Source organism: Lactobacillus equicursoris DSM 19284 = JCM 14600 = CIP 110162 (assembly GCF_001434815.1).
GTDB lineage: Bacteria > Bacillota > Bacilli > Lactobacillales > Lactobacillaceae > Lactobacillus > Lactobacillus equicursoris.
In genome coordinates this window covers 1-11,647 of sequence record NZ_AZDU01000047.1, presented here as the reverse complement: position 1 = coordinate 11,647, position 11,647 = coordinate 1, and the positions used below count along the sequence as shown (strand labels likewise).

At 48.0% G+C, this 11,647-nt stretch carries 14 protein-coding genes; 9 read left to right on the top strand and 5 right to left on the bottom strand.

Features of this window, described 5'->3' with window-relative positions; genetic code table 11:
• Nucleotides 1-334: 334 nt before the first annotated feature.
• Entirely contained in the window at nucleotides 335-730 is a 396-nt protein-coding gene (locus FC20_RS07985) for a YslB family protein (RefSeq protein WP_008461597.1), read from the bottom strand.
• A 211-nt stretch (nucleotides 731-941) separates the two neighbouring features.
• On the opposite strand from FC20_RS07985, the gene FC20_RS07980 reads away from it, so the two are divergent.
• Entirely contained in the window at nucleotides 942-1,562 is a 621-nt protein-coding gene (locus tag FC20_RS07980; RefSeq protein WP_008461596.1) for an XTP/dITP diphosphatase, read from the top strand.
• Nucleotides 1,563-1,607: 45 nt separating this feature from the next.
• Here FC20_RS07980 and FC20_RS07975 read toward each other — a convergent pair whose 3' ends face one another.
• Entirely contained in the window at nucleotides 1,608-2,447 is an 840-nt protein-coding gene (locus FC20_RS07975) for a mechanosensitive ion channel family protein (RefSeq protein WP_008461593.1), read from the bottom strand.
• Nucleotides 2,448-2,567: 120 nt separating this feature from the next.
• Here FC20_RS07975 and FC20_RS07970 point away from each other — a divergent pair, with 120 nt between their 5' ends.
• Nucleotides 2,568-2,993, top strand: a complete 426-nt coding sequence (locus FC20_RS07970) for a DUF948 domain-containing protein (protein ID WP_008461591.1) — start codon at nucleotides 2,568-2,570, stop codon at nucleotides 2,991-2,993.
• Nucleotides 2,994-3,008: 15 nt separating this feature from the next.
• The gene (locus tag FC20_RS07965; protein ID WP_008461589.1) at nucleotides 3,009-3,392 is read left to right on the top strand and encodes a hypothetical protein; all 384 of its coding nucleotides are present in this window, start codon (nucleotides 3,009-3,011) and stop codon (nucleotides 3,390-3,392) included.
• 64 nt (nucleotides 3,393-3,456) lie between these two features.
• On the opposite strand, the gene pepQ is transcribed toward FC20_RS07965, so the two are convergent.
• Nucleotides 3,457-4,563: a Xaa-Pro dipeptidase gene (gene pepQ / locus FC20_RS07960; protein WP_008461587.1), complete on the bottom strand. Its 1,107-nt coding sequence runs from the start codon at nucleotides 4,561-4,563 to the stop codon at nucleotides 3,457-3,459.
• A gap of 153 nt (nucleotides 4,564-4,716) precedes the next feature.
• On the opposite strand from pepQ, the gene FC20_RS07955 reads away from it, so the two are divergent.
• From FC20_RS07955 to FC20_RS07930, 6 genes are all read left to right on the top strand, one after another.
• Nucleotides 4,717-5,718, top strand: coding sequence for a substrate-binding domain-containing protein (locus tag FC20_RS07955; protein WP_008461585.1), 1,002 nt, complete (start codon nucleotides 4,717-4,719; stop codon nucleotides 5,716-5,718).
• A gap of 104 nt (nucleotides 5,719-5,822) precedes the next feature.
• Nucleotides 5,823-6,155 (top strand): hypothetical protein, encoded by a 333-nt coding sequence (locus FC20_RS07950; protein ID WP_008461583.1) that lies wholly within the window; start codon nucleotides 5,823-5,825, stop codon nucleotides 6,153-6,155.
• A 9-nt stretch (nucleotides 6,156-6,164) separates the two neighbouring features.
• Complete coding sequence (locus tag FC20_RS07945) at nucleotides 6,165-7,577, top strand: bifunctional metallophosphatase/5'-nucleotidase (protein ID WP_008461582.1); 1,413 nt, start codon at nucleotides 6,165-6,167, stop codon at nucleotides 7,575-7,577.
• On the top strand, nucleotides 7,543-8,079 hold the full coding sequence (locus FC20_RS07940) for a YutD family protein (protein ID WP_039943798.1): 537 nt from the start codon (nucleotides 7,543-7,545) through the stop codon (nucleotides 8,077-8,079). Before FC20_RS07945 ends, FC20_RS07940 begins: the two co-directional genes overlap by 35 nt.
• A complete protein-coding gene (locus FC20_RS07935; RefSeq protein WP_008461578.1) occupies nucleotides 8,076-8,846 on the top strand; it encodes a TIGR01457 family HAD-type hydrolase in 771 nt (256 codons plus the stop codon). The genes FC20_RS07940 and FC20_RS07935 overlap by 4 nt, the downstream gene beginning before the upstream one ends.
• Nucleotides 8,843-9,457: a TIGR01906 family membrane protein gene (locus tag FC20_RS07930; protein WP_008461577.1), complete on the top strand. Its 615-nt coding sequence runs from the start codon at nucleotides 8,843-8,845 to the stop codon at nucleotides 9,455-9,457. Before FC20_RS07935 ends, FC20_RS07930 begins: the two co-directional genes overlap by 4 nt.
• Before the next feature lie 69 nt (nucleotides 9,458-9,526).
• On the opposite strand, the gene FC20_RS07925 is transcribed toward FC20_RS07930, so the two are convergent.
• Together FC20_RS07925 and FC20_RS07920 are read right to left on the bottom strand one after the other, a co-directional pair.
• Nucleotides 9,527-10,186 carry a VTT domain-containing protein gene (locus tag FC20_RS07925; RefSeq protein WP_054668061.1) on the bottom strand — a complete coding sequence of 220 codons (660 nt, stop codon included), beginning with the start codon at nucleotides 10,184-10,186 and terminating at the stop codon, nucleotides 9,527-9,529.
• 13 nt (nucleotides 10,187-10,199) lie between these two features.
• Complete coding sequence (locus FC20_RS07920; protein ID WP_201779617.1) at nucleotides 10,200-11,135, bottom strand: NAD(P)/FAD-dependent oxidoreductase; 936 nt, start codon at nucleotides 11,133-11,135, stop codon at nucleotides 10,200-10,202.
• Between the last annotated feature and the right edge of the window lie 512 nt (nucleotides 11,136-11,647).

Below are 11,647 nucleotides of genomic sequence, written 5' to 3'. Positions count from 1 at the left end.
CAACTTGGGGGCGAATTTTCGGAAAAAGTGGTCCGGTTGAGTCAACTTGGGGGAATGCTGTACACAATCTTACTTCAATAAATAAGTGTTGCCCAAAACAATGTCAACCAAAACTCGGAGTTACCCGGTTGATATCAAAATGTGCAGGTATGCCGTCTGGTTGGTATTAAATTGTGCGAATGCATCACCAAGCTGATATCGTTTTGGGCAAAAATCTCGCCGCGTCCACCAACCATCCCGTAGTAGTCCCCTTGCCACCTTCGCCGCGTCCACCACCCACATCACGCCAAAACAAAAAAGCCGAAGCATTGCTGCTTCGGCGTCATACCGATCTTTAGAAAAAGGCCGTAATTTCTACCCGTTGATGCTTGTCATCAACGTTAATCTCAGCTTCTGCTGAGCGGCCGCGGTTTCTTTCCACGGCTTCGGCAATCATGCCGCTTTCTAAAGAAAAGTCCTTGCTATCACTCGCTAACCGGTCGGTCACGGATTGACCGCTTAATTCGAAAATCAGGGAAGCCCGTCTTTCCTTAACCAGCTTCAAGGTGCCAAATTCTGCCATATCGAAGAATTCGGCTAAGTCTGCAAAATCACTTAAGTCATATTTGCGCGTAATTCTCTTGCCAGCCCAGTAAAGAATCGCTGGGGTATCGCCGCCCAAAATGGTAGGCAACAAGAAATCGCGGTATAGTTGGTTTACAAAATATACGTGTTCGTTGTGTTCTGACATAATCCTCATCCTTATTCGATAGCTTAATTTTACCTTAAATAGCCTATTGATGGTAAAAGATTTTAAGAAGTTTAAGAAATTTTGACATTTAAAATGAAAGCAATGCAAATTAAAAGTAAGATCTTCCTTTTAAGCTTTCGTAATAGTCGCAATAAGTGGTAAAATTTGAGTTAGGAAGTTAATATTTTTGAAATGATAGGAGTACTAACTAATGACTCAAGTATTATTATTTGCCACGAATAACCAAAACAAAGTTAAAGAATTACAAAGCGCTTTTGACAAGGCTGGCTTGGACATCGAACTCAAGTCAAACGCAGACCTTGAAAACCCACCATATGTAAATGAAAAGGGCGAAACTTTTGAAGCCAACGCTGCTTTGAAGGCTCACGCTTTGGCAGAATACAGCAAGCTGCCAACTTTGGCTGATGACTCCGGCTTGCGCGTTGACAAGTTGAATGGTGCTCCTGGCGTTCACTCAGCTCGCTACGGCGGTGAAGCTCACAACGACGCCCGTAACAACGCTAAGCTGTTGGCAGCTTTGGGCGGCGTGCCACTTGGCAAGCGGACTGCTCGTTTTGAAAGCGTCCTGGTTTTGACTTGGCCTGGTCAAGAAGACAAGGACTTGGTTGTCAAGGGCGTTTGCGAAGGTGAAGTTTTGGCCATCCCTCGCGGCGACAACGGCTTTGGCTACGACCCACTCTTCTACGTACCAAGCAAGGACAAGACTTTTGCCCAAATGACCACTGAAGAAAAGAACGAAGTTTCTCACCGCGGCAAGGCAGTTAAGGCCTTGATTGAAAAATTGCCAGCTTGGCTTGCTCAATTTAACTAAGAGATAAAGCAAAAAATGCTGAGCGCTAGGCTCAGCATTTTTTCTTTACTTGCTATTCAGGGGGAGCCACTGATTGTGGCTGAAGCTGACTCCAGCTTGGTTGAGCAGCTCTAGGTACTTTGCCCAATAGTTCTGCCGGATTTTGACCTCATAGCCCGGCTTGATCTGGAAGCTGACCCGGTAGGTGATGGTTTCGCCGGTTTGACTGACCACGCCCACATAGGTCGGGCCGCTGACCAGGTAGGGGTGAAGGTCGGCCAGGGCTTGGTCAGCCTGCTTCAGCAATTTTTCCAGCACCTTTAAATCGGTTTTGGCGTCCAGGTTCAGGTTGAGGGCCAGACCGATCCCGCCGTGGGTCAGGTTTTTGACAATGGAAATCTGCCGGTTGGGGATGTAGATCAAGGTGCCATCGGTCGTCATGATCTGCGTGGTCCGCAGGCCTAGCTGGGTCACCGTTCCGCTTTGCTCGCCAATTTCAATGTTGTCGCCCACATCATACTGGCCTTCGCTCAGGATGAAAAAGCCGTTGACCAGGTCGCTCATGAAGCCTTGGGCCCCAAGACCAATTGCTACGGAAAAAATTCCGGCACTGGCCAAAAGCGTCCCCACGGGCACGCCGAGGATGGTCAAGATGGAGTAGGCGTAGAAGAAGATCATGGTGTAGCGAAAGAGGCTGTTGATCAGGGCCGAGATGGTCTGGGCCCTTTTGGACAATTGATCGGTTCGCTTGGCCAAATAGCGGTTGATCAGCTTGCGGCCAAAGTGGATGACCAGGTAAAAGACCAGAGTCGAGATCAAGAGCTGCCAGATCACCGAGACGGCGCTGGCAAAGAGTTTGCTGGCATCGATGGTGATGCCGCCGATCTTAAATTCAAGATTTTTCATGTAAAAAAAGGCTCCTTTCGGTTATGATTAAAGCATAGCAGATAATAGCATAAAAAATCTTTTGATTGAGTATAATTCGCTTTCATGATAGACTTTTTTTAGATAGAAAGGGGAAAAATCATGCAAATTTCCTTTGGTGCCTTAGCCGGCCTGATTGCGGCTATCGCCTTTTTAGTACTTGTATTATTCACGATTCCAACCCTGCACCACTTGTCAAAAACTTTGCAAGAAGCCGAAAAGACGGTGCAATTGACTAATGACTCTGTGGAAAAATTGAGCAGCGACGTAGATGGCTTGCTCAAGCAAACCAGCTCCTTATTGGACAAGACCGATGCCTTGCTGGCTGATGTTAACGGCAAGATGGAAACCATCGAACCAGTGGTCCAAGCTGCAGCTGATTTGGGGCAAAGCGTATCTGATATCAATGAATCATCCAAGAAGATGATCAACAAGGTATCTAACGCTCACTTTACTAGAACCGGGATGATTACTTCTGTAATCACTTCTGCTTTTGCTAGACACTTCCGGCGCAAGGGTCAAGATTAGAAAAGGAGACCGAAAATGAAGAAATTTACTAGCTTTTTATTAGGGGCTGTCTTTGGTGCAGCTGCTGGCGTGGTTGCTGCCAGCCTGGTTTCAGACGACAAGCTTAAAGAAGTTAAAGACAAGATCAAGAGCAATCCTAACGTAGAAGACTTGAAGGAAAAGTACGACAACGGGACCGAAATCTTGAAGAACCAACTGGCTTCTTTCCCAAAGAATATTGAAGACGATTCTGAAATCAAGGACTTCGACGACATCGTGATCGACGATTCCGAAAGCAAGGAAAAGGACTCAGAAGAAACGGCCAGCGACTTAGACAACGCTGAAGCAAGCGACTCTGATGCTGAACCAGAAACGCCAGTTGCTCCAAGCGAGCCAACTGAACCTAAGGACGCTGAATAAGAATTATGATACTAAAAAAAGCCAAGGCATTAATTGCCTTGGCTTTTTGTTTGCTTTTTAAAAATTATTCCTTAACTGGCAGAACCTTCAAGTCCTTGTCGGTGTGGGTGAATGGCTTAAAGCCCTCCTTGGTCAAGACGCCGCAGTCTTCGATTCTGACGCCGGCAAAGCCAGGGATGTAGATGCCTGGTTCGATGGAGAAGCACATGCCTTCTTGTAAGACCACATCGTTGCCGTTTGCGATAGATGGGAATTCATGAACTTCCATCCCGATCCCGTGACCCAGGCGGTGGATGAAGTATTCACCGTAACCGGCGTCCGTGATGATCTTGCGGGCAACGCCGTCCAGTTCGCTGGCGGTCATGCCGATCTTGGCAGCGTCGATGGCCGCTTGTTGGGCTTCCCGGTTGACTTCGTAGATTTCCCGCATCTTGGCAGTTGGTTCGCCATAAGCGACGGTGCGGCTGGAGTCAGAAGCGTAGCCTTCATGCATGGTCCCCAGGTCGAACAGAACTAGTTCATTTGGCTTAACCTGGTTCATGCTTGGACCCTGGTGAGGGTTAGCGGCGTTTTCACCGGCTTGGACGATGGTGTCAAAGCTGGTTTGCATGACGCCTTTTTGCAGCTTCAATTGGTATTCGATTTGGCTGACCACGGCCCGTTCAGTGATGCCGTTACGCAGAGCGTTAAAGCCCACTTGGAAGGCAAAGTCGGCTTCTTCGCCGGCTGCCCGCATCTTAACCAATTCGCTTTCTGTCTTAAAGAGGCGGATGTGGGCGATGAATGGAGAAAGATTTTTAGAAAAATCAGCATCTGGGAATTCTGCATGGAGGGCTTGGTAGTGGCTGACCGTCAAGCCGTCTTTTTCCACAGCCCAAGTTTGGTAATCGCTAGTCCGCTTCTTGATTTCGGCAGCGATCTTCTTCCAAGGGTCTTCGTCGTCTAAATAGCCGACAACGTCCCCGTCCCAAGCAGAAGCCTTGGCTTCTTCGTAGTTTAAGGCTGGGCAGAAGAGGAATGGCTCAGCTTCCTTAAAGGCAAAAAGTTTAAAAATTCGCTCTTCCGGATCAGTGGTAAAACCGGTAAAATAGTTAATCGTGGTTGGACTTGAAACATAGGCAACGTCAGCCCCATTTTCTTGCAACCAAGCTTGCAATTTATCCAAATTCATAGCAATTTTCTCCTTATTGATGAAATCAAATCAAGTATAGCACTAAAAAATGTAAAAAATGATGAAAAATTAGCTGTAAGCGATTGCACCATTTGAAAAAAGATGGTATCATTTACTTAGTAATTAGTATTAAAGATAGGTGGGGCTGTTATCATGCACAAACAAGATGTAACTATTTATGACGTCGCCCGGGAAGCCAAGGTCTCCATGGCCACCGTTTCTCGAGTTGTCAACGGCAACAACAATGTTAGAAAAGAAACCCGCGACCGGGTAATGGAAGTCATCAAGCGCCTTCACTACCAACCAAATGCAGTGGCACAAGGCTTGGCTTCTAAGCGGACCACAACGGTGGGCTTGATCGTGCCAGACTTGACTAACTTGTACTTTGCTGAATTGTCCAAGGGGATCGACGATATTGCGGTTTTGTACAAGTACAACATCATCATCTCCAGCGTGGAAAACCGTTTGATGAAAGAAGATGCCGTGATTCAAGGCTTATTGAACAAGCAAGTTGACGGGGTCATCTACATGTCCAACAAGCTGTCAGAAGAAGCAACGGAAGCCTTTAAGCGGACCGACACGCCAGTTGTTTTGGCCGGTACGGTTTCTGGCAACTCCGAATTCCCTTCAGTCAACATTGACTACAAGAAGGCGGACACGGAAGCCTTGAATTTGCTTTTAAACGACGGCAAGAAGAAGCTGGCCCTGGTAGTTGGCGACAAGGAAGCGCCAATCAACCGGGACAACCGGATTCCAGCCTTTGAAAAGTTCGTTGCTGACAATGAACTGGAAGGCTGCGAAGTCTTTGACGGCATCAAGGACTACTCTGATGGCTACAACCTGTACCCAGAATTAGCCAAGAAGGGCATCAACGGGGCTATCGTAACTAAGGACGTTTCCTCAGTTGGTCTCTTGAACTCTGCCCTTGACCGCGGCGCTAAGGTGCCAGAAGACTTCGAAATCATTACTGCTAGCGCAACCCAAATTGCCTCAGTTGTCCGTCCTGCTTTGACTACCATCAAGCAGCCGCTTTACGACTTGGGTGCGGTAGCCATGCGGATGCTGACCAAGCTGATGAATGACGAAGGCTTGGAAGAAAAGCACATCACTTTGCCTTACGAATTGATCAAGAAGCAAAGTACTTTAAACAAGTAATCTGAAAGACCCGCGAAGGCGGGTTTTTTTGCGCCAATTTTTCCAAAGAAAAGTTCCAGCCGAAGTATGGTAAAATTTTTGGTAAGAGAACATGGGGGCAGAAAATGAATCATCAATATGAACAATTAGATTTGATTGAAGAAATTACCAGAAATGACGGCAGTCAATATTATGAGATTTCCAATATTGACCAAAACGGTTTTGCCGAGCTGGCCGTTAATAACGGCTTGATCAAGGCCGTCCGCATCCTGGTCATCAACATTCCGCGGACCAAGGCGCTGGAAACTTATGAGCAGTACATCAACAAGACCTACGATCTCCAGACCTTGATGAATGAACAAAACTGGGAGCAGCCCGAGTGGGTGGAATGGGACAAGCCTAAGGGCGCTGTCCGGGATGCTTACGAAATGGTTTTGAAGGCCAACAAGATAGGTTAGGTGACGGAGATGGAAACCCTGCGAATTTTGCACACGAATGACCTGCACTCCCACTTTGAGAATTTCCCGAAGATCCGTCGCTATTTAAAAAAGGTTCAAGAGACCGCGCTAGAAGACCAGGTCTTGACCTTTGACGCCGGCGACTTCATGGACCGGTCGCATCCCTTGTCTGACGCTACCGAAGGCCAGGCTAACATCCGCTTAATGAATGACTTTGGCTACGATGCCATCACCATCGGCAACAATGAAGGGATTTCTAATCCGCATGAAGTGCTAGAGCGCCTTTTTGACCAAGCCAAGTTTCCGGTCATCTTGTCTAACCTTTTAGAAGAAGATGGGCAAAGGCCGGCTTGGGCCCACGATCATCTTTTTTTAACTACGAAAAAGGGCACCCGGATTGCCCTGGTTGGCCTAACGGCAGCTTATCCCATGACCTATGGCCCCAACCACTGGCAGGTCAAAATGCTGGGCGAGACCATGGACCGGGTCATGGCCGACATTAAGGGACAGTACGACCTCTTGATCCTGGTCACCCACATCGGCGTCCGCATGGACAAGTGGCTGGCTCAGCACTATCCAGAAATTTCGCTGATTGTCGGCGGCCACAGTCACACGCTTTTAGCTAAGGGGATTAAAGAGAGACAAACCTGGATTACCCAGACCGGCAAGTGGGGCTATTATGTTGGCGACATCGAATTGGCCCTAGACGATGACCACCATCTCTTGTCGATCAAGCCGCACACCATTCCAACTTCCTCTTTGCCGGAAGAAGAAGGCGATGAGGCAGAAATCGCCAAGCTCTATGATCTGGGCCAGCAAATGCTGGAAAACCACAAGGTGGCTTTTTTGCCGGAAAAGTTCAACCAGGACAAGATGGCGGCGGTAGACGTGTCGCTTGACGCCATTGCCGATTTTGCCGGTACCGACTTGGCCATGCTGAGCACGGGACTTTTTTTAACGCCATTTAAGAGCGGGGTGATCAACCAGTTTGACCTTCAGCATGCTCTGCCGCACCCGATGCATGTAGTAAGGTCGACTCTCTTAGGCCGGGATCTTTGGCGCTTGGTCATGGAAGTGGAGAAGAACCGCCACTTCTTAGAGCACTACCCACTGGTCGGGATGAGCTTTAGAGGGAAGATTTTTGGCCAAGTCTACTACAAGGGAATCAAGTACGACATGCTGACCCGGAACGTTTACGTTAACGGCCAGCTGCTGGACCCAGCTAAGGAATACGAGATTGCGGTCTTGGACCACTACGTCCTGATTCCCTTTTTTCCAACCTTGTCCATTGTGGGCGAAAACAAGTTTTTATTCCCACAATTCTTAAGAGAAGTTGTGGGCGATTACCTTAGCAAAAAATATCCAATACCAAAAGAAAGTGATTTGATTGAAGAAAGTGAAGAAGTCGGATCAAGCAAGTGAAAAAGCTGAACAAGAAGCTAAGCCCCTCCACCCGCTAGCAGAAGTCGCCATCTTGGGCGACAAGGTGCTGATCAACCAAAGAGAGTACCGGATCGTGGTCAATGAAAGAGAGGCCTTGGACCGGGATGTCCTGCGGGAAAAATATGACCCATATCTTGATCAGTATGACTATTTAGTCGGGGATGTCTCAAGCGACCACCTGCGACTGCGGGGTTTTTACAATGACTATATCAAGACCTCGATTGACCGGAAAAAGTCCACGATCGTGGACTACCTCTACGAATACTGCAATCCGGGTGCTCCTTACTTTATCTTGGAGTCAGCTACGCCAAGCAAGCGGCCTAAGCCAAGTAGACGCCGGCGTCCTCGTCCCAAGAAAAAGCCCGCTTTTACAGAAAAGCGGGTTAAGGAGACCAAGTTTAGCAAGAAGAGTTATGCTGCGCGCCGGAAGAAAAAGCCAAACCGCCGTGGCAGTTTTGTAATTAGAAAGAAGCAATCTTGAAAAAGTACCAGTTATACCTGATTGACCTGGATGGCACCATCTACCGGGGCAAGGAAACCATCGAATCCGGCGTCCGCTTTGTCAAGCGGCTAGACGAAGCCGGCCTTGACTACCTCTTTTTGACCAATAATACGACCAGAACGCCGGAGATGGTGGTGGAAAAATTGCGGGGGCACGGGGTAGAAACCACTGTTGACAAGATCTATACGCCCAGTATGGCCACGGCCAGCTACCTGCTAGACCGCAATCCGGGGAAAAAGCTCGGCCTTTACATCATTGGTCAGGTAGGCTTATGGAAAGAACTCCTCCAGCACCCAGAATTTTCCTATGATGAAGAGCACCCTGACTATGTCATTGTCGGCATGGACACGGATTTGACCTACCACAAGCTGATGGTGGCCACCCGCTGCATTCACCGGGGTGCCACCTTTATCGGGACCAATGCTGACAAAAATCTCCCAATTGGGGATGAGCTCCGTCCCGGCAATGGCTCTTTGTGTGCGGCCCTGGCTGTCGCCAGTGGCCAGGAGCCTTTTTACATCGGCAAGCCGTCTAAGGTCATCGTTGACCAGGCCCTGGAAAAGTGGGGCGTCAAGGCTGAAGAGGCCCTGATCGTCGGCGACAATTACCCAACCGACATCGAAGCCGGCATCAATAGCGGGGTCGACACGCTCTTGACCTTAACCGGGGTGACCAAGAAAGAGGAGCTGGTCGGCCTCACGCCGCCAACTTACATCGTAAGTAACTTGGACGAGGTAGAATTATGAAAAAGCAGAACAAGTCGCTAGTACAAATCTTGCTCCCCTTTGGCCACTTCTTTTTTGCCTTGGCCAGTGCAGTTCTAGGGGCCATCATCGTCAGCTGGCCGCTCCTGCTCTTTTTCACCTTCATTGAAAAAAGCTACCAGACCGTCAATTTAACCATTGGCCAGGTCATGGCCAACTACAACCAGCTCCTGTGGTACTTAGTTTGGCCTTGGAAAAAGAAGCTGCTGATGACCAACTTGCCAACTTCTGCTTCGGCAGCTAGTCATTTCGCGGAAGTCAAGAATCTCTTTATTCTTTGTGAGATTGTTTTTTTGTTGGGATTGGCACTAGGCTGCTACTTCAAGCAAAAGAAGGAGTCCATTAAGCTGAACCAGACTTGGGCGCTCTTATTAATGATCCTGCCCATCGTGGTCTTGCCCTTTGCCTTGACCAACTTTGACAGCTTTTTTAGAGCTTTTCACACCCTGATTTTCCACAACAGCAACTGGCTCTTTGATCCGGAGACCGATCCAGTGATTAATGTCTTGACCGAGGGCTTTTTCGCGGCCTGCTTTGCCGTGGGCGGCGTCATTTACGAGCTCTACTTTGCCCGCTTCTTGCTGGACAAGTAGTTATTAAAAAATCGACCAAAAAAGAAGGACCAAAGGTCCTTCTTTTTCTTTTACTGCTTTTTAGCTGTCTTATTTATCGAATTGCTGCTCCCGCTTCAGGGTCATTCTCTTCTTCAGACCGATGATGGCCACTGGCAAAACGGAAACCAGGATGATGGCGATCACGACCAAGGAGAAGTGGTCCTTGACGATTGGGAAGTTGCCGAAGAAGTAGCCAAGGCCAGAGAAGAGCCCAGTCCAGAGAAGCCCGCCCAGGCAGTTGTAGATGATGAAGGTGCGGTAGTGCATCTTGCTGCCGCCTGAAACGAATGGGACGAAAGTTCTGATGAAGGGGATGAAGCGGCCGAGAACGATGGTGATGGAGCCATGTCTTTCAAAATATTTTTCCGCGGCGATCCGGTTCTTTTCGTTGATCAATTTATTGAACCATTCGTGCTTAGCCCCGGAGTGGACGGACCACTTGCCGATTTCATAGTTGACGCTGTCGCCAATGATGGCGGCGGCTGCCGTGATCAGGTAGATCAGCCAGATGTTTAAGCCATACTTAGGGTTGGCCGCCATGGCCGCTGCCGCAAAGACCAGGGAGTCGCCGGGCAAGAAGGGGCAGATGACCAGGCCAGTTTCAATAAAGATAATGGCAAAAATGATCCAATAGCTGCCGGCCCCAAAGTTGTTGACGATGGTCACCAGGTGGTCGTCAATATGGAGGACAAAGTCGATTAGTTGCATTTTTTCTCTCTTCCTAATTGATACTTGTAGAGTGGATGGTGAGACTCTTTTCTGGGAAAAGGTCCCGCATGATGGAATTGATAGCGATTTGGGCTTCGCCAAAGCCAATGCCGATGATTGGCACTCGGCCCTCGTAGCCGCAAGCGTCGCCGATGGCGTAAATTTTGGGGACGTTGGTTTGCATGGACCGGTTAACGGCGATTAGGCCATTTTCCAGCTCCACGCCCCACTTTTTAACAAAGCGGTTGTCAGCCCGAAAGCCGTAAGCCACCAGGATTTGGTCAAAGCTTTCAGCTAACACCGTATCGCCACCGACTTCCTTTAAGTCGATGATTAATTGACCATCTTTTTCGGTCATTTTCTTGGGCAGGTAGGGGGTTAAGAAGTTAACTTGGCCCTTTTTTCTTAAAGCATCAACGCTGCTTTCCATGCCGCGGAATTCGTTGCGCCGGTGGATCAAGGAAACGTCAGCGATGTTGGCTAATTCATTAGCCCAGTCTAAGGCTGTGTCGCCTCCGCCAAAAATTCCTAGCTTTTGGCCAGCAAATTGGGCCGGATCCTTAAAGAAGTAATGGATCCGGTCTTCCATTTCCGGAGTGGCCTTCAGCGGAAACTTTTTCGGCTTAAAGGCCCCGTTGCCGGTGGCAATCATGATGGAGCGAACCTGGTATTCACCGTCAATGATTAAGTTGTCCCCGGCACTCTCCACGTCTTGAACCTGGTGGCTAGTGACGAGATCTACTTGGCCATCCAAATTAGCAATTAGCTGCTTAGTTAAGTCAGAAGCGGTAATTTCCTTAAAAACCGGGATGTCCAGGATTTTTTTGAAGGGATAGAGCATTTCAGGCTGGCCGCCCAAGTCGCTCAAGGATTCTAAAACGATTGTCTTTAAGCCATGCAGGCGGGCGAAGTAAGCGGCAAAGAGGCCGACCGGTCCGGCGCCAATGATGGCTAGATCATACTCTTTAATGATGGATATCTCCTTTCGAAAAATAACTAAGATAACTTTACCATGAATATGGGGAAAATACATTAAAGCTTAGTTAAGATTGCTTCTTTGCTTAGTTAAATGTGCAAATAGATCAAGAAAGGTAGTTATGAGATAGAAAATAAAGAAAAAAGCAAAAATTTTAGAAAAAAATTTCTAGAAAAAAACCGTAAAAAAGAGGTGAAACCGAACTTTAAAAAGATTAAGAGAAAATAAGCCAGGAATTCTTTAAGAAATATAAGCGAAAAGTAAAAAGCAGCTTTAGCAACACCGCCTGGTGTACACAGCATAATTCGAACAAAAATGAGAATTTGACGAATTAGGAAAAGTAAGTATAATTATATTTGTTGTCGCGGCAAGCAAGCAGCTCGCCGGAGACACGAAAATATAACGAAAATATTTTAGAAAATGGTTGTTGACAAAGCGCTAACAACTTGCTAAGATATTAAACGTTGCGTCGCTAAGACGCAAGT

Bases quoted from the DNA above. Each gene is read 5' to 3' on its own strand.
- FC20_RS07945 (WP_008461582.1), top strand. From the start codon at position 6,165: ATGGAAACCCTGCGAATTTTGCACACGAATGACCTGCACTCCCACTTT.
- FC20_RS07970 (WP_008461591.1), top strand. From the start codon at position 2,568: ATGCAAATTTCCTTTGGTGCCTTAGCCGGCCTGATTGCGGCTATCGCC.
- FC20_RS07975 (WP_008461593.1), bottom strand. From the start codon at position 2,447: ATGAAAAATCTTGAATTTAAGATCGGCGGCATCACCATCGATGCCAGC.
- FC20_RS07950 (WP_008461583.1), top strand. From the start codon at position 5,823: ATGAATCATCAATATGAACAATTAGATTTGATTGAAGAAATTACCAGA.
- FC20_RS07930 (WP_008461577.1), top strand. From the start codon at position 8,843: ATGAAAAAGCAGAACAAGTCGCTAGTACAAATCTTGCTCCCCTTTGGC.
- FC20_RS07985 (WP_008461597.1), bottom strand. From the start codon at position 730: ATGTCAGAACACAACGAACACGTATATTTTGTAAACCAACTATACCGC.
- pepQ (WP_008461587.1), bottom strand. From the start codon at position 4,563: ATGAATTTGGATAAATTGCAAGCTTGGTTGCAAGAAAATGGGGCTGAC.
- FC20_RS07965 (WP_008461589.1), top strand. From the start codon at position 3,009: ATGAAGAAATTTACTAGCTTTTTATTAGGGGCTGTCTTTGGTGCAGCT.
- FC20_RS07980 (WP_008461596.1), top strand. From the start codon at position 942: ATGACTCAAGTATTATTATTTGCCACGAATAACCAAAACAAAGTTAAA.
- FC20_RS07925 (WP_054668061.1), bottom strand. From the start codon at position 10,186: ATGCAACTAATCGACTTTGTCCTCCATATTGACGACCACCTGGTGACC.
- FC20_RS07955 (WP_008461585.1), top strand. From the start codon at position 4,717: ATGCACAAACAAGATGTAACTATTTATGACGTCGCCCGGGAAGCCAAG.